This is a genomic window from Flavobacterium sp. W21_SRS_FM6, assembly GCF_052119645.1.
In the GTDB taxonomy this organism is placed as follows: domain Bacteria; phylum Pseudomonadota; class Gammaproteobacteria; order Enterobacterales; family Alteromonadaceae; genus Paraglaciecola.
The window spans coordinates 124455-145770 of record NZ_JBGQOM010000006.1 but is presented as its reverse complement, the minus strand read 5'-3'; the positions used below and the strand labels follow the sequence as shown (position 1 = coordinate 145770).

Annotated in this window: 23 protein-coding genes; 17 read left to right on the top strand and 6 right to left on the bottom strand. The window is 40.9% G+C overall.

What is annotated here, in order from left to right; genetic code table 11:
- The first annotated feature begins 88 nt into the window (after positions 1-88).
- From rpmB to mutM, 4 genes are all read left to right on the top strand, one after another.
- Positions 89-325, top strand: a complete 237-nt coding sequence (gene rpmB / locus ACEN2L_RS11945) for a 50S ribosomal protein L28 (protein ID WP_441743985.1) — start codon at positions 89-91, stop codon at positions 323-325.
- 11 nt (positions 326-336) lie between these two features.
- Positions 337-492, top strand: coding sequence for a 50S ribosomal protein L33 (gene rpmG, locus ACEN2L_RS11940; protein WP_068372994.1), 156 nt, complete (start codon positions 337-339; stop codon positions 490-492).
- 102 nt (positions 493-594) lie between these two features.
- Positions 595-1065, top strand: a complete 471-nt coding sequence (locus ACEN2L_RS11935) for a hypothetical protein (protein WP_441743983.1) — start codon at positions 595-597, stop codon at positions 1063-1065.
- Positions 1065-1877 (top strand): bifunctional DNA-formamidopyrimidine glycosylase/DNA-(apurinic or apyrimidinic site) lyase, encoded by an 813-nt coding sequence (gene mutM / locus ACEN2L_RS11930; protein WP_441743982.1) that lies wholly within the window; start codon positions 1065-1067, stop codon positions 1875-1877. Before ACEN2L_RS11935 ends, mutM begins: the two co-directional genes overlap by 1 nt.
- Positions 1878-1896: 19 nt before the next feature.
- Here mutM and ACEN2L_RS11925 read toward each other — a convergent pair whose 3' ends face one another.
- The gene (locus ACEN2L_RS11925; protein ID WP_441743980.1) at positions 1897-2931 is read right to left on the bottom strand and encodes a CDP-glycerol glycerophosphotransferase family protein; all 1035 of its coding nucleotides are present in this window, start codon (positions 2929-2931) and stop codon (positions 1897-1899) included.
- A 983-nt stretch (positions 2932-3914) separates the two neighbouring features.
- Here ACEN2L_RS11925 and ACEN2L_RS11920 point away from each other — a divergent pair.
- From ACEN2L_RS11920 to ACEN2L_RS11910, 3 genes are all read left to right on the top strand, one after another.
- Positions 3915-4937, top strand: coding sequence for a glycosyltransferase (locus ACEN2L_RS11920; protein WP_441743978.1), 1023 nt, complete (start codon positions 3915-3917; stop codon positions 4935-4937).
- Positions 4938-6222: 1285 nt separating this feature from the next.
- Entirely contained in the window at positions 6223-6672 is a 450-nt protein-coding gene (locus ACEN2L_RS11915; protein WP_441743976.1) for an adenylyltransferase/cytidyltransferase family protein, read from the top strand.
- Positions 6669-7268: an SDR family NAD(P)-dependent oxidoreductase gene (locus tag ACEN2L_RS11910; RefSeq protein WP_441743974.1), complete on the top strand. Its 600-nt coding sequence runs from the start codon at positions 6669-6671 to the stop codon at positions 7266-7268. Before ACEN2L_RS11915 ends, ACEN2L_RS11910 begins: the two co-directional genes overlap by 4 nt.
- A 69-nt stretch (positions 7269-7337) precedes the next feature.
- Here ACEN2L_RS11910 and coaD read toward each other — a convergent pair whose 3' ends face one another.
- Together coaD and ACEN2L_RS11900 are read right to left on the bottom strand one after the other, a co-directional pair.
- On the bottom strand, positions 7338-7832 hold the full coding sequence (gene coaD / locus ACEN2L_RS11905) for a pantetheine-phosphate adenylyltransferase (RefSeq protein ID WP_441743972.1): 495 nt from the start codon (positions 7830-7832) through the stop codon (positions 7338-7340).
- A gap of 69 nt (positions 7833-7901) precedes the next feature.
- Positions 7902-8624 carry a 3-deoxy-D-manno-octulosonic acid kinase gene (locus ACEN2L_RS11900; protein WP_441743971.1) on the bottom strand — a complete coding sequence of 241 codons (723 nt, stop codon included), beginning with the start codon at positions 8622-8624 and terminating at the stop codon, positions 7902-7904.
- A 102-nt stretch (positions 8625-8726) separates the two neighbouring features.
- On the opposite strand from ACEN2L_RS11900, the gene ACEN2L_RS11895 reads away from it, so the two are divergent.
- Positions 8727-9803 carry a glycosyltransferase family 4 protein gene (locus ACEN2L_RS11895; RefSeq protein WP_441743969.1) on the top strand — a complete coding sequence of 359 codons (1077 nt, stop codon included), beginning with the start codon at positions 8727-8729 and terminating at the stop codon, positions 9801-9803.
- Here the strand turns inward: ACEN2L_RS11895 and ACEN2L_RS11890 are convergent.
- On the bottom strand, positions 9795-11093 hold the full coding sequence (locus tag ACEN2L_RS11890; RefSeq protein ID WP_441743967.1) for a 3-deoxy-D-manno-octulosonic acid transferase: 1299 nt from the start codon (positions 11091-11093) through the stop codon (positions 9795-9797). The genes ACEN2L_RS11895 and ACEN2L_RS11890 overlap by 9 nt on opposite strands.
- A gap of 179 nt (positions 11094-11272) precedes the next feature.
- Between ACEN2L_RS11890 and ACEN2L_RS11885 the strand changes: the two genes are divergently transcribed.
- The 7 genes from ACEN2L_RS11885 (at position 11273) to glpG (ending at position 18983) form a co-directional block, all read left to right on the top strand.
- The gene (locus ACEN2L_RS11885; protein ID WP_306020089.1) at positions 11273-11731 is read left to right on the top strand and encodes a substrate-binding domain-containing protein; all 459 of its coding nucleotides are present in this window, start codon (positions 11273-11275) and stop codon (positions 11729-11731) included.
- Between the two features lie 2 nt (positions 11732-11733).
- On the top strand, positions 11734-12900 hold the full coding sequence (locus ACEN2L_RS11880; protein WP_441743965.1) for a hypothetical protein: 1167 nt from the start codon (positions 11734-11736) through the stop codon (positions 12898-12900).
- Between the two features lie 3 nt (positions 12901-12903).
- Positions 12904-15348 carry a putative bifunctional diguanylate cyclase/phosphodiesterase gene (locus ACEN2L_RS11875; protein ID WP_441743963.1) on the top strand — a complete coding sequence of 815 codons (2445 nt, stop codon included), beginning with the start codon at positions 12904-12906 and terminating at the stop codon, positions 15346-15348.
- Between the two features lie 138 nt (positions 15349-15486).
- Positions 15487-16683 carry a glycine C-acetyltransferase gene (locus tag ACEN2L_RS11870; protein ID WP_306020112.1) on the top strand — a complete coding sequence of 399 codons (1197 nt, stop codon included), beginning with the start codon at positions 15487-15489 and terminating at the stop codon, positions 16681-16683.
- Entirely contained in the window at positions 16680-17705 is a 1026-nt protein-coding gene (tdh, locus tag ACEN2L_RS11865; RefSeq protein WP_441743961.1) for an L-threonine 3-dehydrogenase, read from the top strand. The genes ACEN2L_RS11870 and tdh overlap by 4 nt, the downstream gene beginning before the upstream one ends.
- Before the next feature lie 55 nt (positions 17706-17760).
- The gene (gene glpE / locus ACEN2L_RS11860; protein WP_441743959.1) at positions 17761-18090 is read left to right on the top strand and encodes a thiosulfate sulfurtransferase GlpE; all 330 of its coding nucleotides are present in this window, start codon (positions 17761-17763) and stop codon (positions 18088-18090) included.
- A gap of 14 nt (positions 18091-18104) precedes the next feature.
- Positions 18105-18983, top strand: coding sequence for a rhomboid family intramembrane serine protease GlpG (gene glpG, locus ACEN2L_RS11855; RefSeq protein WP_441744176.1), 879 nt, complete (start codon positions 18105-18107; stop codon positions 18981-18983).
- On the opposite strand, the gene ACEN2L_RS11850 is transcribed toward glpG, so the two are convergent.
- On the bottom strand, positions 18958-19362 hold the full coding sequence (locus ACEN2L_RS11850; RefSeq protein WP_441743957.1) for a flagellar basal body-associated protein FliL: 405 nt from the start codon (positions 19360-19362) through the stop codon (positions 18958-18960). The two genes, glpG and ACEN2L_RS11850, sit on opposite strands and share 26 nt — an antisense overlap.
- 151 nt (positions 19363-19513) lie before the next feature.
- Between ACEN2L_RS11850 and ACEN2L_RS11845 the strand changes: the two genes are divergently transcribed.
- Together ACEN2L_RS11845 and ubiA are read left to right on the top strand one after the other, a co-directional pair.
- The gene (locus ACEN2L_RS11845; protein ID WP_306020097.1) at positions 19514-20095 is read left to right on the top strand and encodes a chorismate--pyruvate lyase family protein; all 582 of its coding nucleotides are present in this window, start codon (positions 19514-19516) and stop codon (positions 20093-20095) included.
- A complete protein-coding gene (gene ubiA / locus ACEN2L_RS11840) occupies positions 20095-20961 on the top strand; it encodes a 4-hydroxybenzoate octaprenyltransferase (protein WP_441743955.1) in 867 nt (288 codons plus the stop codon). The genes ACEN2L_RS11845 and ubiA overlap by 1 nt, the downstream gene beginning before the upstream one ends.
- Here the strand turns inward: ubiA and ubiK are convergent.
- Positions 20948-21199, bottom strand: coding sequence for a ubiquinone biosynthesis accessory factor UbiK (gene ubiK, locus ACEN2L_RS11835; protein ID WP_306020100.1), 252 nt, complete (start codon positions 21197-21199; stop codon positions 20948-20950). The genes ubiA and ubiK overlap by 14 nt on opposite strands.
- Between the last annotated feature and the right edge of the window lie 117 nt (positions 21200-21316).

The following is a 21316-nucleotide window of genomic DNA, read 5'->3' as shown; positions in this document are numbered from 1 at the left end:
GCGCCCTCTTGTTAATAGTGAATTAGCTGGCACGTTGCTTATTGTTTCTTGTCAGAGCTAAAATTTTAGATTGTTTGGAGACAATACGATGTCCAGAGTATGTTTAGTTACTGGCAAAGGGCCAACGGTAGGTAACAACCGTTCGCACGCTAAAAACGCGACTCGTCGCCGCTTTTTGCCAAACTTACAAACCCACCGTTTTTGGGTTGAAAGTGAAAACCGTTTCGTTAAGTTGCGTTTATCTACAAAAGGTATGCGTATAATTGATAAAAAAGGTATTGATTCAGTTTTAGCTGATTTACGTACCAACGGCGTTAAAATCTAAGGAATCAGATCATGCGTGATAAAATTAAATTAGTTTCTACTGCTGGTACTGGTTTCTACTACACTACCGATAAAAACAAACGTAATATGCCTGGCAAAATGGAGATCAAAAAGTTTGATCCTAAAATTCGTCAGCACGTTTTGTTCAAAGAAGCCAAAATTAAGTAAATCTACTGGTTTTGTCTCCTGAAAAACCCAGCTTTGGCTGGGTTTTTTGCGTTTTACCAATATGGCATAATTCATTATATTTGGGCTTAGAAGCACATCATCATGATTAAATTATCGCGCAGAGCATGGAATAACGTCATTATCTTCAGTATGTTGATTTTGATTTTCTTGTTTAACTCCACGTCCAATTTTCTCAATGGTGGTGTTGATAGTGAGCAGCCCAGTCATCTAATACCCCAAGACGCTGTAATAGCCTCTATAGATTTTGGCGATGTAAAGGTAGAACGTATCGGTCAAGGTTGGCGCGCTGTAGGGATTGATGTGCAATTACACCAGCTCGTTGAACTGAACCAAGCTTGGTTAAACGCCACGATAGATAACGCAGCAAACGAGCTGAGTATTTCGCAAGCCAGTAATAGTCGCATCGTTTTTATTAGTGTGCTCGGCCAGCAATCACCTCTAAAGTTTGAAGTATTCGAGGTTAATGGTAATACGCTCGTTTTAAGCCAACAGCGCCTGTATCAACTTATTGATGCCCCTTACAACAGTCTAATCATAGAAAGTGATAAGTGATGCCTGAATTACCAGAGGTTGAAGTAAGTCGATTGGGCATAAGCCCTCATTTAGAAAACCAACGAATTGAAAAGATTGTTGTTCGGCATCGTCAATTACGTTGGTTAATTCCTCAGGATATTCACCTTGCGGAAGGCTTGGTGATTCAGTCAATTAGACGCCGCGCCAAGTATTTATTACTTGATACCGAACTCGGCAGCATCGTGATTCATTTAGGCATGTCAGGCAAATTACATATTGTACCCAGTGATACGCCAGTTAAAAAACACGACCATCTAGATATTGTGGTGAGTAGCGGTGCTTGCTTGCGATTTAATGATGCGAGGCGTTTTGGTTCATGTTTATGGCAAGCGGTGGGTCAACCTGCTTTAAGTGTGTTCAGCAATCTAGGACCAGAACCACTTACTGATGATTTTGACGGTAAAACACTGTTTGAGCGCTCAAGAGGAAAATCCGTCGCAGTTAAAAACTTTATCATGGACAATAAAATTGTGGTCGGCGTAGGTAATATTTATGCAAACGAATCGTTATTTTTAGCCGGTATTGATCCAAGAAAACCTGCCGACAAAGTAAAAAAGAAAGATTACCTTGCCCTTGGCCAAATCATCAAACAAGTATTAGCCCACGCAATCCAACAAGGCGGTACGACCTTAAAAGATTTTGCTCAAGCGGATGGTAAACCCGGTTATTTTGCCCAAGAACTCAGAGTATATGGCCGACTAAATCAACCTTGTGTCAATTGCATTAAACCCATTCAATCAGTCACTATTGGCCAACGCAATACCTTCTTTTGTGACAATTGCCAAAAATAAATAGCGTAATATTTTCAGTTTAAAAACGCCAATAAGATAGCTTCATACGCATTTTAAATTCTCGAATGATATTAGAAGGTTTTGCATCCAAATGCGTTATGCCTCTATTGATTAAGTCCAAGGTTGCTTCCAAAACTCGAGTACTGGAATGGCCATCTCTGTAAGGATGCAATTTAGCTACATTCTCTTGAATTTTTTTCATCTGCGCATCAGAGGGTGTTAAAGCCCGTTCAATAGCTTGTTCTAAAGCTTTGGCTTCCTGAATATCAATCAAGTGGGGTTCAGGAACTGAGTTTCTATACGTCACTATTGGTCTATTTAGCAATGCAAATTCGGTAATGATGGATGAAGTATCTGAAATAATTACATCGGCGGCCTGCAGTACCGAAGCCAGAGACTCAATATCAACGATATGAATATTGTCCGAGGTTAATTCTCTAAATTTTTCAATCCACTCCTCCGGCATTTTGGGATGAAATTTGACAATCCACTGCCACTTTTTATCTTGTGCAAGACGCTTAATTTCTTCGTATAAATCAGGGGCAGAAGTAAAGGCTGGTGAGAAGGTTGGTGCATATAATAACGTGGGTACGGGTCGTTTATCACTCCACTCATAAGCTGGGGCGTTAAAAAGAGTATCGATTTTAGGCCAACCTGTTTCTTTTATTTCAAAATGCTTACTTTTGGCATTGGCACGTATCTTATTAAATTCTTCAGTGAACAAAGGCCCCTGGGTACAATATAAGTCGAAGCAATCTCGGATTCGATAATGCCCCTTCTTCTTCCATTCAAAACCGTGAAAAACTTGCACTTTTAAGCCGGGAATAAAACTTGGCACCGTGTTACCCGGCACAAAAACGGCGATTGGATCAAATTTGATAACTTCTTCTACTGAAGATAAAACACGTTCTTCAGGATGAAATTTTGACATATCCACCTCAATGCCTTCAACAAACCACGCAACATCATCACCTCGCTTAAGAATTTCTTGTTGCAATGGCCTAAGTATTTCAAATGAATAGTCTAAAACCACATAAAACAAGTAATAATTCACTACGCTTCCTTTAAAAATTAACCGAGATAAAAAACATGACTACAAAACTATAGCTTGCCTGACTCACTCAGTCATGATGCAAAAAGATAGCACTAATATCAAGAAATTCACCAATGCCACAACGACCGTTATTTATCCCATTGCGAAGGGCTACAACGCACTTAGTTCATAAATCATCCAAAATAGGTCTTCGCTCTAAAATTATTTTCCCGCCTTGCACGTTGCCGTTTCTCTGAGATGTTATCTTTCGGCGGAGGCGCTTTAATCTGATTTAATAATGCCTGCCTAAACCATGCCTTGTTTTTGGCTCCATTTTCTGCATAGTTCCCAGAAGAAATCCAAGAAGAATTTAAAAAAACTGAAATTGAATTGAGTAAATTTAGTCTAGGGCGCATTCGTTTGGATAAGGTCGATATTTGGTTTCAAGATGAAGCTGGCTTTGGACAACGAAACACAACAACCGGCGTATGGGTCGTAAAAGGAAGTCGGCCAAGAGTAGTTAAACAGCAGCAATATGAGTACGCGTATTTATTTGGCGCGGTCTGTGCCCTACCAAAGGGGAACCGGAAGTCTTGCTGGATCCTTAGGTCAATAGAGAGATCATGATAAAACAACTCAAACTGAGAAATACAAAGCCTAGCTATTACACGGTGGTTTTTATGGATAGTCTGGGTTGGCGCCCCAGCGTGCGGATATACTGACAATATTGCTCAGGATAAGACCCTCTAAAACACGTTGAAAGAGCCAAAAGAATGGGGTAGGCCACATAAACAGGTAAAAATAACTATAAACGCTCTACGCCGGGGTTAATGGGTTATAAAATAGTCTAGCTGCAGACGAAAAATAGCCGAGTTTCACTCCATCATGTATATAAAAGAGGTAAATATGGCAAACATGAGGCACCATGTATTTTCGTTTTATAAAAAATAACGTTTCATTTTATCGGTAACTTAACCACTCCCTTTACTCGAGACTTCAAAACAGTGAAAATTGCCCATCTTATTTTAACCCATAGTTTTGCCGGAAGTGAGCGCTATGCAATTGAGTTAGCCAACTTGCAGGCTGAGCAACACGATGTGACGCTAATTCTGCATAAACGTGGTGCCGAAACTCGCTCAAATGCAATCGCACAGCATGTTTCTCCAAAGGTTAATATCATGCTGATCGGTGGTATTAAATTGTTGGCTTTATATCGCTGCCGCAACATACTCAAGCAACTCAAGCCGGATGTGGCACACGCGCATTTAAGCGCTGCCTGTCGGGTTCTGCAAGGTCTTAAGGGCTTATGTTTACGCATAGCCACCCTGCATATTCACTATAAAAAGCAGCAACATGCAAAGCTAGACGCGCTTATTGCAATAGCCCCTTGGCAATTATTAACCATTCCCAAGCATTTAAAGTCGCATACCATTCAGTTAGACAATTGGTCAGGGCCTCGTGTAACTACAGAACTAGCAGGCCAGAGGCTGCGGCGAGAATATCAGATACCGGAAGATGCATTAGTAATTGGCACATTAGGTAGGGTTGAAAAAAGCAAAGGCCACGATACGTTAATTAAAGCCTTTTTATTGGCGGCAATCCCTAATAGCTATTTGGTGATTGTGGGCGAAGGGAAAAACTGGCAAGCGATCCGAGAAGAAGCACCCGCTCATGTCATTATGCCAGGCTTTAGCGACACTCCACAGGACTGGTTAGCATCCTTCGATTTGTTTGTCAGCGCTGCTCGCACGGAACCATTTGGCTTAGTTTTTTTAGAAGCAATGCATGCAGGTTTACCGATTATTGCCACCGCCACCGAAGGTGCTAAATATCTACAACCTTTGTTTGATAAAGAGTTGGTCGATATTGATAGTGTGACGCATTTAAGCAAACAACTACAACAAAGCCAATATTTGCAAAAACGCCAGTATCCGATGGGACGCTTTGCACCAGAGGAAAAAGTGGCCGAGGTTATCAAGTTTTATCAACAGCAATTAATCGCATATAAGAATAATGGACAATGGTAAAAAACTAATAACTTACTTTCTTCGACCGTCTAGTAGTAGTGTTAATTGAGAAATGTAAAGCCAATTGGATTCATTTTTGTTTTTTATTTGAGTGAGATGCTATCTTTTTCGAGCGGGATGATACATCTGTACTATTAAAGACGCACAGGTCGGGAGCATACTTTGTTATAAATCCACCAACTAAAAACTCAGCTTTGAAATTGCCATCCCAACCTGCACGATGTCTCTTACCTGCGACATTATCTTTTAGGCAATGCCCTTTAATTAGATTCGAAAATGCCCGTCTAAAACTGCAACGTTTTGGCTCCATTTTTGTCCAAATCTGACTTTCATCTTCCCTAAACCTCACGCCCAAGAACCAATCCTGCTGTTTTCGATAACTCAATGACTAACATGCAATAATAGCGTTCCACAAGTCGTCCTCATCCACCTTGGTAACGACTTCTGCGTCAAATAAGAAACTACGCTCTCGTCTGAGTTTATGGAAGTAGGTCTTGATTTCTTCATGTAAACTTTTTCGATTATCTTTAGGTTGTAATACATCGTCTGCGCTTTCCTGACGAACCCCCTTAACAATAAACAACCCAGCTTAGTTTGTATCGTTTTGATTTCATTTTTCTTACCCTCTGTCTCGCGTTGCGATAGCACTAAACCGTTGGCCATTAGCATCGAACTCATCGTAGGAAGGGCATCGCCTCATGAGCAACGACCACTTCCTCTGAGGTTTTGCCATCAAAAGTGATATGAGGTTTACTACTGTCTTATCGTTTTCATTAATCCATTGTCCAAAACGCTCTGAGAGGGCTTCATTGTTGATACTACGGATAATTCGCCCTACCGTATAGGGTAGCAATACCGTGTTTGAATTCCCGGTATTTGGGTAATCAATCTAGCTCGGTATCACCAAACATTTTGATAGTCTTCCATCCCTGTGCGCAGCCTAATTTGACTGCCATGATAAGAAAAATGATATCTCCTAATTTGTAGGTCTAATTGATATTTAGGCAAGATTTTCGATGGTGTCTAATTAGTCGATAAAGCTCATAAATGATGACCTGATAGCAGAAATTCGCGAGCTGCTCATTGAAAATCAAATAAGTTACCTAAGAAAGTATGATGCCACCCTGTTCCACAGCGATTACATTGGTTACGACAGCCTTGCGTCAAAACGTCAGAAAATGTTAGCTTACTCTCCACGTTCATCGGTAAAATCGAGACAAGACTTAAAGCGTCTTTGAGCATGTTTTAATTTGTATAAACTCTTCTTCTAATTTTGGAATATGGTATGACTACTGTTGTCTATGTGTCAGGAACCTTTGATTTGTTTCATAGGAATCATTTAAAAATGATCGAATATGGAGCAGGTCTCGGAGATACTTTAATTGTTGGCGTCAGCACTGATGAATTAGTTTGTTCTTATAAAAAGCCACCTTCAATTCCTTTTGAAGAACGTATTGCCATTATCGAAGCACTAAAGTACCCCGATGTTGTTATCCCGCAACGCTCTCTTGAACATACTGAGAGAGTAAAAGATCTGAATATAGATATTTTTGTCGTTGGTGATGACTGGAAGGGTAAATATGACTACTTAAGGGACTTAGGGGTGAAAGTCTTTTACTTCCCCTATGGCGCAGGAGTTAGTAGCACAAAACTCAAAAAACAAATTTATAATCAATATAAGGAATTAGTCAGTTCTGCTGATACGCACTCAATTCCCGATGTTATCAAAAAATGATTAAGATATTGGTCACTGGTGGCCTCGGGGATTGGGCGCAAAGTTTTATTGCTGACTTTAGGCATCAATTCGATATCACCACAGTTGGTCGCAAAGAACTTGATGTCACTGATCCGCTCTCAGTGAAGCAGTTTTTTACAGATAAACATTTTGATGCTGTTATCAATAATGCTGGGAGCATTCATCCCAAACGTATTTTAGATGCTGATGCTGATGCTTGGATTAATGATATAAATGTTAATCTTATCGGTACGTTCTTAGTATCCAAACAAGCTTTACACGCTAATGCTCAAACCACTATTATTAACATATCATCTACGGCAGGTTTCAACGCTTACCCTGACTGGTCATCGTACTGCTCATCAAAAGCGGCTGTTATTACTTTTACTAAATGTTTAGCAAACGATAAGGTCAAAGCCTTCTGTTTATGCCCTGGTGCCATAGATACAAAATTTAGAGATAACTTGAATTTATCCAATGCTAATGCAATGGATTGTCGACATATGTCACGTTATGTAATCGATATTTTGAATGGAAAATATACTAGCGGGGATGTACTATTTTTTAGAAAAGATGAGTTTATTTTAAATCCTTAAAAACCTAATTAGGATTAGATGATATTTTCTCTAATCCTAATTTACACTCAAACAGCCCTTCAATTGCTGCTAGTTTTCCTGTTGAGCCTGCAGCTTTTTAGTTAATGCCTTCTGCACACAAGGATGACAAAACTGCTCTACTTTGCCCCGGTGCAAGGCCACTTCCTTCACCAAAGTACTGGATATAAAAGAGTTTTCTTCAGATGGTGTCATAAAAACACTTTCAAGATTAGGATTTAAACGACGATTCATGTTAGCTAATTGAAACTCGTATTCAAAGTCTGAAACTGCTCGTAAACCTCTAATGAGAACAGTTGCGCCTTGATCCTCAGCAAAATCAGCCAATAAACCTCTAAAACCAATGACTTCGACATTGGGTAAATGTTGAGTGACTTGTTTAATCAACTCTACCCTTTCATCTAAACTGAATAAGGGTTTTTTGCTAGGATTGGCGGCAATGCCTACAATAACGTGAGTAAACATATTGGCGGCACGCTCAATTAAGTCGGCGTGGCCGTTAGTGATAGGATCAAATGTACCCGGATAAATGGCTTTAGTGTGCATATATTAACTTTAACAACAAAAATAATGCTTTAGGCTAACTTAAAGACCTACCCTCACGCCAATTTAATTTTAAAGGTTAGTTCCTTGATAACCGCTCAGACACCATTGCCAGTGGTCTTCTTGCCAACAAAATAGGGAATTTTTACTTCGCTCTTTTCGTAAAGAGCGTAATAACCTTTGTAAATTCTCGTTTTTCCACTGCTCACCCTTGCGGATGTAACATTTATCAAAGTCGATGAGCCAAATTTTTCCTTGCACATCTTGCATAATATTGTGGATGTTTAAATCGTGATGAAAGACTTGTTTATCATGCATTTGCTTAATAACTGCACCAATTGTCGTCCAAGCCGCTGGGCTTAAAGGCTGTTTTTCTAATAGGCTAAATACGTCTTGGGCTAAGGGGATTTTTTCTAAAATAATATCTGCTGTGTAAATGAATCCACTACGACATATATGAGCAGCCGCTGCTTTGGGCACAGGCAAGCCCCACTGATGCATTCGCTTAAGCAAGTGCATTTCTTGCCAAGCGCGGGTGCGATGTAACCCCGTAAATAAATACTGATTATGTAAGACTTTTCCCACTAAACCACCACGGCGATAGTGGCGCAATACGTATTCTCTACCCTTTTGTTGAAAAAAAGTGGTGACGCCTCGTCCAAACGCTTGACCTGTGACTTTATGCTGCTGCTGCCAAAAGTCTGCGCTAAACATATCAACAGACACATCAGCCAATAAATCGTCTTCGAACAGTAAAACACTGTCACCAATAGTTTTTCGCTCAATCTGTAGCATGCTATTATGCGGACTCCCGATAGTGTGAGCCTTATTGTAAATAAATCACAAAAATAGTCTCGATTTTCTAGCCCAATTCAATCAATAAGCAGGATATACAACATGAGTGAATCTTACACCACACCCGTGCCAACTGACGAAGTGGAACTCATTATTGGTAATTCTAATTCTAACTTTTCGGGTGTGACTTCGACTATGTTGCAAGTCTTGTCTTATCAACGCGACATGATCAATTTGCGAGTGATGGGAAAACACTTTTTATCTGACCAAAGCTTGGCTATCAATTTTTGGCAAACGGCTTGGATGTGCCGTAAACCCCTAAAAAATGGCAAATGGCGCATTTTTCATGCACGTCGTGTAGATGAAATGATCCAAGGTGTTATTTTGAAATATCTTTTCAGAGCCAAAATAAAGCTGGTATTTAGTTCTGCGGCGCAACGTCATCGGTCGGGGTCAACCCTGTGGTTAACACGTCAAATGGATGGTGTTATTGCAGTCAGTAATCGCTCTGCTTCTTATTTAGCTGAGCCACCAGCAATGATTAATCCCCATGGTGTACAAATTGAAAACTACTCGCCCGCACCAGATAAAGTAAAAGCGTGGCAGGCATTAGGTTATGGCGGCAAATACGGGATTGGTATTCTGGGTCGGGTGCGCAAGCAAAAAGGTGTGCATCTGTTTGTTCAAGGATGCATTGATGTACTCAATAAGTATCCCGATTATAACGCTGTCGTTGTTGGCGCTATCTCTGGCAGCAACAAAGACTTGGTCAACCAGCTCAAAGCGAAGATTGAAGCCGCAGGACTAGGCAACCGGATAACCTTTACCGACGAGCTACCATTTGCAGCTATTCCAAAAATTTTCAGCGCATTAAGCCTAGTGTGTGCACTGAGTGACAATGAAGGTTTTGGTTTAACTGTTTTAGAAGCAATGAGCAGTGGCGCGGCAGTATTAGCCACCCAAGCGGGCGCATGGGAAGATATTGTGCGACCAGGCATTGATGGTTACATTGTGCCAGTTAATGACCAACAAGCCGTAACGGAAAAAATGGATCAGTTACTTGCAGACACAAAAAAATTATTCGCTTTAGGGCGCAACGGCAGAATAAATGTAGAACAACAATATGGTGTTGAGCATGAAGCTATACGTTTGGTTGAATATTTTCGCAGCTTACAATAAATTCAACACAGCTAATGTACGCTCAATAGCACCTCTATTTTGCTTGATAACCCTTAGTCCTGCGTCAGTAGCTTGCTGGCGCAATGTTTCATCCTCCAACCACCTGACACATTGTTGGCTGAAGTCGTCACTATTCTCAATAAAGGCTAACGCGCCTGCTTGATGTAAGGTTTCACAAATTTGTGGATTATTGTAGGTTGATTTTCCCATTAAGATAGGTACGCCGAAGGCAGCAGGCTCTAGGGCATTATGCCCCCCGCGCAAGGCAATACTGCCTCCTACAAAAGCGATATTGGCTAAAGAATATAACGCTCGTAGCACACCCATTTTGTCGACGAGTAATACCTCTAGGTTCTCTTTGTACTCCGGCTCACTCATTCGAGTAAAGATCAGTTTTTGCTGTAGCAAGATGTCATTTACCTCTGAAAAACGCTGCGGATGGCGTGGCACTAGTATCAAAAGCAAATTAGGAAATTGTTGCGCTAGTTGCCTGTAGGCCTCAATCGCCACCAGCTCTTCCGAATCATGGGTACTACCCGCAACGATAATAGTGCGGTTTTTAAGGTGAAATTTTTCACTCATTTTAGCTGCTTCAGCGTAGTCATTTTCACTGATAACTAAATCAAACTTAACATTATTGGTCAGCACTAAGGTGGTGTTATTCGCACCCAACGCCAAATAATTATCCACATCCCTGGTGCCTTGAGCACAAATCCCAGACAGCTTATTGAGCAGTGGTTGACTCAGCCAAGCAAGCTTTTGATAACTAGCGGCTGATTTTTCACTCATGCGCCCATTAACTAGATAAGTAGGCACCTTTTTACGCCAACTGCAATGGCATAAGTTAGGCCACAGCTCCATCTCGGTAATTAACAGCTTTCTGGGTTGTATTTTTTTCAATAGTGGATAAATACACCAAGAAAAATCATAGGGTAAATACAGATGAACGACTTTATCGGCGAACAGTTGCTGAACACGCTCCCGCCCTGTCATAGTATTGGTGCTGATTGTAATTGCCCCACAGGGCTGAGTGATTAGTAGTCGTTCCACCAATTGTTGCATCGCAACAACCTCACCTACCGACGCACAGTGTAACCAGATACCGCCTTTTACGATGCTCTTGTTACTATAACCAAAGCGTGACAAATATTCTTTGGCTACCACTGAGTTAAATTTAGTGAAATTAAATAACCAATTTATCAGTAAAATAGGTAATAATAGCAACCACAGCAGTGAATAAAGATAGCGGGCTAACTCTCCTTTAACGCTTAATTCAGTCAATCTTGGCATGTATTCAAGGCTCGTTTTTTATCAGACTAAACTTTACCAGATTTCAGCATAGTGATGAATATCGGATTACGCGCTCTAGACCACTAGTTTTAGCTGTAAGAGATTGAATACTAATTTATTTGTGCGAATTTCAAACAAATATTCTAGTATAAAATAAATCGTTTAAATGGAGTGATGGCTTGAAATTTGGCGGGATGGCGACAAAAGTTAGTTTTATAGGGTTACTACTTGTAATCAACCTTGCTTTATCTACTGCCTATTGCGCTGAAAAAAACATTCGTATCATCGCCAATCAATCTGTTGATATTGACCGACTCGACAACGATCAAGTAAAACGCATTTTTACCATGTATCAGACCAACTGGCCAAACGCTCAACCTATCGTGGTGTTTGTACTCGCCAACCAAAATGGAACCCATCAACTCTTTAGTCGCGAGATACTTGGTGTGTTTCCGTATCAATTAGAACGCATTTGGAACAAGCTGATTTTTTCTGGCTTAGGAGAAGGTCCTATTAGGGTGCAAACTGAAAGTGAAATGCTTGCAAAAGTAAAACAACAACCAGGCGCAATAGGGTATGTCATGACCTCAGAAATACCCATGGGTATTCATTTAATTCAGTTAATTGAGGAGCAGTAATTATGCCTTGGCTTTGTCTCATTGTATTTTTTATGTTTGCCTTCAATGTTCATGCTGACGACCTTAAAATTCATGGTTTTGTGGCCCAAGGCGTCATCCAAGCTCAAGACAGTAATTTTGTCCAAAATGATGGAGAAGTTTCATTAAAGTTAACGGAAGTAGGGTTAAACGGCTCTTATAAAATCAACAATCAATTGCGTGTTGCAGGGCAAGGTGTTTATCTAAATGGCGGTAATCGCTACCCGGAAGGATTCCGTGTTGACTATCTTTTTCTTGAATGGAAATTACTCAGCGATGCTGACTGGCAATTAAAATTACAGTTAGGTCGCAACAAAAATTATCACTGGCTCTATTCTGCCACCCGCGACGTGCCACACACCCGACCATCTATCGTCTTAGCACAATCCATGTACTTTGACGCCTTTCGAGATTTTGCCCTTGGTGTGGATGGGATTATGGCCGTAGCCAATACGCAAAATGCGTGGGGCGAATGGGATATAAACCTTAGCTATGGCTCAACACCTGTCAGTAATAAACAACGAGACCGCTTGCTGGGTGTGCATGCTCTTGGCGAGGTAAATCACGATAAAGATCTTCAAGCCAGCATCTATTGGCGCCCCAAAGCATCGCAATGGCAATTCGGTGTCTCATTATTAGAAGTGGACTTTAGCTATGATGCCGCAGAGCAAGATATTTATTTTGATGGGGCGACGAAAACTCAGCGCATGAATTTGCATTTTTTGTATCAAGGTGAAAATTGGGAATTTGCTTCAGAATTTATTAGAGAAAAACCCACTTTAGATGGCCTGTTTTTTCCGTCGTATAAATTAAAAACAACTTCCGACGGTGGCTATGTTCAAGGTCGTTATTTTTTAAATCCACAACTAACACTAATGACCCGTTTAGATCTCTATGACAGAGACAGAAAAGATCGCAGTGGTAAAAAATTAGAGGCATTATCGGATGGCAACATTCCCGCTTATTTTGGATATATGGATCAACTCACCTTAGGACTGACATGGAAATTTGCTAAAAATGTTCAAGTGCAAACCGAATATCACCGAGTAAAAGGTACTGGTCATTTAGCACCTTACTTAATCCCAAACACTGAGTTTAATCAGCATGAATATTGGGATATGTGGGCAATCCAGCTAATGTATTGGTACTAATTTATGCGTCGTTTTGTCAGTCTGCCTTTTAAAATCATGAGCCTGATTATGGCTTTTCTTTTGATTGCCAGTATTTCTATGACCGCTTTGTGGATAAACAAAACAGACCAAGATTATTTATACCAACAACAATTACTGCGCGAGCAAGATAAAAAACAATTTCAGCTTATTCAAGACTTACTGCGCAACCGAATTGAATCTTGGTTTGAGTCATTTGTTCATTTTCAAGACGACAACCCTGACTCACTTAACGCGATCGCTGCTTTTCTTAGACACGAATTTGAATACCTAAATATTAATTGGCAAATTAATAACTTATGGTTAATTGATAACAACAGCACAACTTTGTTTAGCACGTCAGATGACACCCCTCAGTTTGTCAAAGAACATGCTAATGATGTACTGCAACAACAATCATCACTGTCGGTGGTACGCTGCCTCGAAGAGTGCCAACAATTTATCAGTATGCCTATTTTAATTGATAACGACCGGGTGATTGTTCTGACCATCAGTAGCTCCTTGATGGAAGTATTAGCAGCACTGAATCAAACCACCTTGGCGGATTTGGCAATAGTCGGCATTAGCCAACAAGAGATAATAAACAAAAAAGTAACTGACCTTATTGTTAAACCCCCTATTAGCACCAGTAATCGGCAGTTTATGCAAGACCAGCTGCAGCAAGTACCATCTCATCTATTAGTCAGTTCTCTTCTTGCTACAGGCTATCGTCTCACTGCAACACAGAGTGATTTGTTGTTAAATCTTATTCCTATTGATCTGACCACTGACGAGGCAATTTATTTATTGACCGTACATGATATTAGTAATGTCAGTAATGCTCACAGAGCTTATCGAACCAATGTTATTGGCATATCCATTTTCGTAGTGATTCTGTGCGCTATCGCGATTTGGCTTTTAACCAGACAGTTTCGCCAACGTTTGATGGCAATTACCAAGATGCTGCCATTATTGGCAGATAAAAATTATCGTGAATTTCGCCAGCATAAACGAACCGACCAGCAATATTTTTTAGATGAAATAGACATTCTGCAAGACACCACCTGTTTATTAGGTGATGAATTAGAAGAGCTCGACAAAAAGATTGAAAAGAGCACAAAGGAACTCGAAACCATTGCCTTATACGACCGCCTGACTGGTTTTCCAAATCGAAACATGCTGAATCATGAGATTAAAAAGCGTTTATCCGATTTAAGTCATACTTTAGGCAGGCTCGTCTTACTGTTTCTAGACTTTGATAAATTTCGCAAGGTCAATGATAGCTATGGACACAGTATTGGAGACGAATTTTTGATCCAAGGCGCAAACCATATTCAGCAATGTTTACAAGATAATGAACAACTTTTCAGCCTTGGCGGTGATGAATTCATCATTATTTTTCACGAAAGTGAGCAAGGCAATCGAGCTCAAGAACTACCTAAAAAACTGATTCAACATTTTCACGACCCTATAGTTGTTGGTGAACGTCAATTTTATTCTTCTTGCAGTATTGGCGTGACTTGCACTGATACAGGACTTATCTCGGTAGATGAATTTATCCGCCAAGCCGACATTGCCATGAAAGCGTCTAAAGACGCTGGAAGCAATAAAATTACAATTTTTAATAGCAATATGTTGAACGATGTCATGCGCCATGCTGAGATAGAAATAGCACTTCGTCACGCCTTGCACAATGACGAGCTTAGTTTTGCTCTGCAACCCCAGATTGACATCAATACTCATAAGTTAATTGGTTTTGAAGCCTTAATACGCTGGATTCATCCTCAAAAAGGTCGTATCGCGCCTGATGAATTTATTCCGGTTATTGAAAATTCAGAAAGCATGATCAATTTAGGCTATTGGGGTTTACGCCGTGCATTTGTCATCTTAGAAAAGTTAGATTTAATTGGCATGCCTGGCTTAAAAGTAGCGGTAAATCTATCTGCTAGTCAGTTTTTGGATCCCTTACTTATTCCCTTTCTCAAAGAGCAATTGGTGGTTTACTCTCGTGATGCCTCGCAAATCGAATTAGAACTCACTGAGCAAACCGTCGTAGCTGATGTAAAGCAAACCATCGATACCATGCATCAGTTACGTGCCTTAGGTTTTACCTTTTCAATCGATGATTTTGGTACTGGTTATTCATCGTTGTCTTATTTAAGGCAAATGCCGGTTGAATACATAAAAATAGATCGCAGTTTCGTTTCTACCATGCAAGAAGATAATGCTGAAATGAAGATAGTTTCGTCAATTATTGCAATGGTCGGTAATCTTGGTATGCAAGTGATAGCAGAAGGCATCGAAACACAGGCTCAGCTTGGAATGTTAAGCACGATGCGTTGTAATATCGGCCAAGGTTATTTTATTTCTAAACCGATTGACGAAATAGAGCTCTATAGCCTATTACCCAATAAAGTAGAAAACGGAATTTGGCTTACCCCTTCTAACTAGCATTGAAGTATATCCTCAACATTGTAAAATTCTACTGACACTGGTGCTTACTCTGCACGAGTTAATTTACACAACAGATTGGCTTATGTCCCTTGAATACCAGTAGAATAGCCTCCTAGACTTTCAACGGACAGCATGATGAAACAAGACTTTTTTAACCGCCTACAGCAGCAAATTGAAGACACTAAAGCCCAAGGTTTGTACAAAACAGAACGTGTTATTAATTCGAGTCAACAAGCTGATATAACCGTCAACAACGCCCAGCAAGTACTCAATTTTTGTGCAAACAATTATTTGGGTTTGGCTAATCACCCCGATCTTATTACGGCAGCAAAACAGGGGTTGGATTCTCATGGCTTTGGCATGGCATCAGTGCGTTTTATTTGCGGCACCCAAGATATTCATAAACAATTAGAGGCTAAAATCAGCGACTTTTTAGCAACCGAAGACACCATATTGTACCCGTCTTGTTTTGACGCCAATGGTGGTTTGTTTGAAACCATTTTAGAGGCTGACGACGCTATCATTTCTGATGCCTTAAACCATGCCAGTATTATTGATGGTGTGCGTTTATCAAAAGCGAAACGTTATCGCTATGCCAATAACAATATGCAAGAATTAGAGGCACAACTGATTCAAGCTGGTTTAGACGGAGCACGAACCAAACTCATTGCCACAGATGGCGTGTTTTCAATGGACGGTGTGATTGCAAACTTAAAAGCCATCTGTGACTTAGCAGATAAATATGATGCCTTGGTTATGGTCGATGATTGCCACGCGACTGGATTTGTTGGAGACACGGGTCGTGGCAGTCATGAATATTGTGACGTATTAGGTCGTGTAGATATATTAACTGGCACCTTGGGCAAGGCTTTGGGGGGTGCATCTGGCGGTTACACATCTGGTAAAAAAGAAGTGATTAGCTGGTTACGTCAACGCTCTCGCCCTTATTTATTTTCGAATTCAGTCGCACCGCCCATTGTTGCAGCATCTTTGAAAGTCTTTGAGATGATGAGTACAGGCAAAGCCTTACGTGAGCAATTGAATCGTAACAGCAAACACTTTAGACAACGCATGACCGATGCAGGCTTTACGCTAGCAGGTAAAGACCATGCCATTATTCCGGTTATGTTAGGCGACGCTAAACTTGCCAGTGACATGGCTGAGCGCATGCTTGAAAAAGGGATCTATGTCGTTGGTTTTTCTTTCCCAGTCGTGCCTAAGGGACAAGCTCGTATTCGTACACAAATGTCAGCGGCTCACAGCCTTGAACAAGTTGATCAAGCCATTGACGCGTTTATTGCCGTAGGTAAAGACTTAGGAGTGATTGCATGAAGGCTTTAGCCAAGTTACACAAAGAAAAAGGCATATGGATGACCGAATGCGAGATGCCAGAGGTGGGGCATAACGATCTATTAATCAAGATCCATAAAACCGCCATTTGTGGCACTGACATGCACATTTATCATTGGGATGAATGGTCGCAAAAAACCATACCTGTGCCTATGGTCGTGGGGCATGAGTATGTTGGCGAAGTGGTTGCTTTAGGACAAGAAGTAAGAGGTTTCGCTATTGGTGATCGCGTCTCTGGCGAAGGGCACATCACCTGTGGACACTGCCGAAACTGCCGCGCTGGGCGTCGTCATTTGTGCCGTAACACCACCGGTGTAGGGGTAAACCGTCAAGGTGCTTTTGCTGAATACTTGGCTATTCCAGCGTTTAACGCTTTTAAAATTCCACATAATATCTCCAGTGAACTAGCTGCCATTTTTGACCCTTTCGGCAATGCTGTACACACAGCTTTGTCGTTCGATTTAGTTGGCGAAGATGTATTAATTACCGGTGCTGGCCCCATCGGAATTATGGCTTGCGCAGTAGCGAAACACGTGGGTGCTCGTAATGTAGTGATTACCGACGTAAACGATTTTCGCTTGGAGCTTGCCAAAAAGATGGGCGCAACCCGGGCAATTAATATTACTCAAACGAGTCTTAAAGAGGTGATGAATGAGCTCGGCATGACCGAAGGCTTTGACGTTGGTTTAGAAATGTCTGGCGTACCTGTAGCCCTGCGAGATATGCTCACTCATATGAACAATGGCGGAAAAATCGCGATGTTAGGTATTCCTCCTAACGATGTGGCTATTGACTGGAACCAAGTCATTTTTAAAGGTTTAACAATAAAGGGCATTTATGGTCGAGAAATGTTTGAAACCTGGTATAAAATGGCAAGTCTTATTCAAGGTGGCTTAGATTTAAGTCCGATAATAACGCACCAGTTTCCCATTGATGAATTTCAACAAGGTTTCGAGATCATGGGCTCGGGTCAATCAGGCAAAGTCATTCTAAATTGGCAGTAAATTATTGGGCTAAATACCGCAAGTTATTTAGTCCTAAACTCACTAGGAACGCTATATGATGGAGCAGTTCGCTCATATATCTGTACAAGATGCGCAGCAAAAATTAAGCCTGGGATTGGCAAAAGTGGTCGATATTCGTGATGAAAACTCATTTGCAGCGGCGCATATTCCCCAAGCAAGCCACTTAACAAACGGTACATTGCAACAATTTGTTGCGAGTACGGATTTTTCTACGCCAGTCATTGTCTGTTGTTATCATGGCATTAGTAGCCAACAAGCTGCACAGTTTCTGATCCACCAAGGTTTTGAAGAAGTGTATAGCTTAGATGGCGGTTTTGAGGCGTGGCGTAAAAGCCAAACAATCGCTCAAGGTCAAGCAGAGTAAAAGTAGTAAGGAAAATACGTATTTCTGATTTAAACCTATTAGTCACTTTTTCTAAAGAACGCCCCGCGAGATTATTGACTGATTATCTGCAAAATCAGGGGGTTGAAGCACAGTATATTTTGGCCCATGAACCTAATGGTCATAGTGTCGTGGTGCATCAGTCACAGTGGCAAATAGCAAAAACCATTGCAGATGAATTTGTTGCTGATCCCTATGCAACAAAATATCAAGAAGCAGCTTGGCAACAAGGTAACAGTATTAACTTGCCCGCTAGCTCGTGGTTTTCGTCGCAGCTTATCGTGCAAAACCTCAAACAAGTTCCCCTCACCTCTATTATACTGGTTGTATGCTTACTCACTTTTGGCTTGGCATTTTTGGGCATACTGGGACCGTATAATTGGCTTCGAATTTTGCCGCTGTCAGATTTAGCCGATAACCATCAATGGTGGCGGATAGTGGGACCCGCCTTTATTCATTTTTCTACCCTTCATATCGCTTTTAATATTTTGTGGTGGTGGATGTTAGGCAAGCAAATTGAGCAAACCTTTGGGAAGAGTTGTTTGTTGCTGTTATTTTTATTTACCGCTATTACATCCAATATTGCCCAACTTCTGATTGATGGCCCTAACTTTGGCGGTTTGTCTGGCGTGGTATATGGCTTAGTAGGCTGTGTATGGTGGTTAGGCTGGTTAAAACCGCAATGGGGAATAAGCTTACCAAAACCAATAATTATTTTTTTATTGGTTTGGTTAGTCGTAGGTTATGCCGATATATTGTGGCTCCATATGGCCAATACTGCTCATACGGCGGGGCTAATATCTGGGTGTTTATTTGCTTTCGTCTTAAGCCGGTTTGAATGTAAACAGGTTATCCCTGATAGAGATATTTTGTAAAAATAACATCTTTAACCATCTCACTGCCTGTTTCTTTTTTCATTAATTCACGCATTTTTTCGAGACAGGCACGACGAATATCTTCACGACCAGTCAGTGACTTTACTTTCTCTTCAGTCTGGCGGCCAAAAATTTCTATGGTAATAGCTCGCAGCAAAGGGGCATGATGCTCAGCTGCGATTAAGTAATCCGCATCCTCCAACATAAGCTCTAATGTAACCCGCACATAGCCCAACTTTCGTGCATTCACGCCCAAGTAATTAGTGACGATGTCGGGCTCAAGACTAAAATAAGCAAAATTTTTCCCTGCGACTTCTTGAGCACCAAGCTGACCTTGAGTAGCAAACACTAAAGCAAATATCAAAGAGATTTTACGCATGTATCTATACATATGATTTTGAATTACCTACTTAGACAGTGACCACAGTTTAACAAAATTATTGAGATTAGATAAAACTATATCTTCCTTGCTTTAGTCTTAGCGTCTGTCTTGTTACTATGCAAACTATTGAAAATACAAAGAACAAAATTTGAAAACGAGTCATTCATTTCCAATTGGTCTTAGCGCATATTGGCAACCACCTGAACGCTATCTTATCCCTAACACCAAACTTAAAAACTGGCTGTTAGACACCGGTTCTTTAACTGAGCGCTTACAGTCACACTGTGATCATTTTCATGTGCAATTACTAGGTCAACGGCATGTCCCGGTCAGTCTTGAGGAAATGTCACAATTAAATAGTCTTGTGCCAAGTAAGCACGTACAAGATTGGCAAGTTAGAGAGGTGGTGTTGTGGGGCAATCACCAACCATGGGTATTTGCTCGTTCGATTATTCCTCAGAAAATGTGCGATGCAGAGTTTGCAGAGTTGGGTGAGCAACCACTTGGAAAGCTCATTTTCAATGATCCACGATTTAAGCGTATGCCCTTTCAACTAACCCAGTTAGATGAAAAAAACGCGGTTACCGCTGCCTTAAATATTTCATGCCAGCAAACAATATGGGCGCGGCGGTCAATATTTCAATTTTCGGGCTTACCTATGTCAGTCGCAGAGTTGTTTTTACCTCAGTCACCGGCTTATGAACAATGCAGCGATACGAGTATCACTTAATGTTAACTAAACCCTTTTCAGCTTATTGGCGCTTAATGCGCATGGACAAACCCATTGGTATTTATTTGTTGTTGTGGCCCTGTTTATGGGCGCTGTGGATAGCAGCGAAGGGTGTACCATCATCAGGGATTTTATTGATATTTGTACTTGGTACTGTCGTCATGCGAGCCGCAGGTTGCGTTATTAATGACTTTGCTGATCGTAAAATTGACGGTGCGGTTAAACGTACTTCTCAACGCCCCTTAGCAACAGGAGAGCTTAGTAGTAAACAGGCCTTAATGTGCTTTTTTTCGCTGTTGGCGATTGCGCTATTTTTGGTGTTCTGGTTGAACTGGCAAACTATTGTGCTTTCATTTGGCGCACTGGCCTTAACCACTCTTTACCCTTTTATGAAACGATATACTCATCTACCTCAAGTCGTTTTGGGGGCCGCCTTTGGATGGTCTATTCCTATGGCTTTTATGGCCATCAATCAAGAGCTCAGTTGGATAACATGGTGTTTGTATTTAGCCAACTTATGCTGGACGGTGGCCTACGACACCCAATATGCCATGGTAGATCGTGATGACGATATTAGAATAGGCGTTAAATCAACGGCAGTATTATTCGGTCAGTACGACAAACTAATCATCTTTGCATTGCAACTTATCACCTTGGCAATCCTGCTGTTCATCAGTATCACACTCGGCTATTCATGGCCGGTATATTGCGCCCTAGTTATTAGTCTCGGACTTTTTCTGTATCAACAGTTTCTAATTAAAGATCGGGTGAGAGAAGCATGTTTTGCCGCATTTTTACATAATCACTACGTGGGTTTAGTCATCGCTTTAGGCATTATGCTGCACTATTGGCTTAATCTTCCTTAGCGCTGGCTTCTAAAGCAGCAATACGCGCTTCAAGCGCAGCCAATTTTTCACGGGTTCGAATTAAGACTTGAGTTTGCACATCAAATTCTTCACGGCTAACAAAATCCAAGCGACTAATTTGATTTTGTAAAATTTGTTTAACCCGTGATTCAGCACCTTCAGCCATTTCTTTTACGCCTTGGGGTACTGAGTCAGAAATTTGTTTGGCTATTTCTTCTAGCTTTTTGGGATTTAACATGGGTTTTGTCCTTGAATAAAAACGTATTGTAACCAAAGCCAAAAGATAAACCACCTTAAAAAAACCTCATTGCGCAATCTATTCGGGTATTGTTGGTCAAAACATTGATAATTTCTT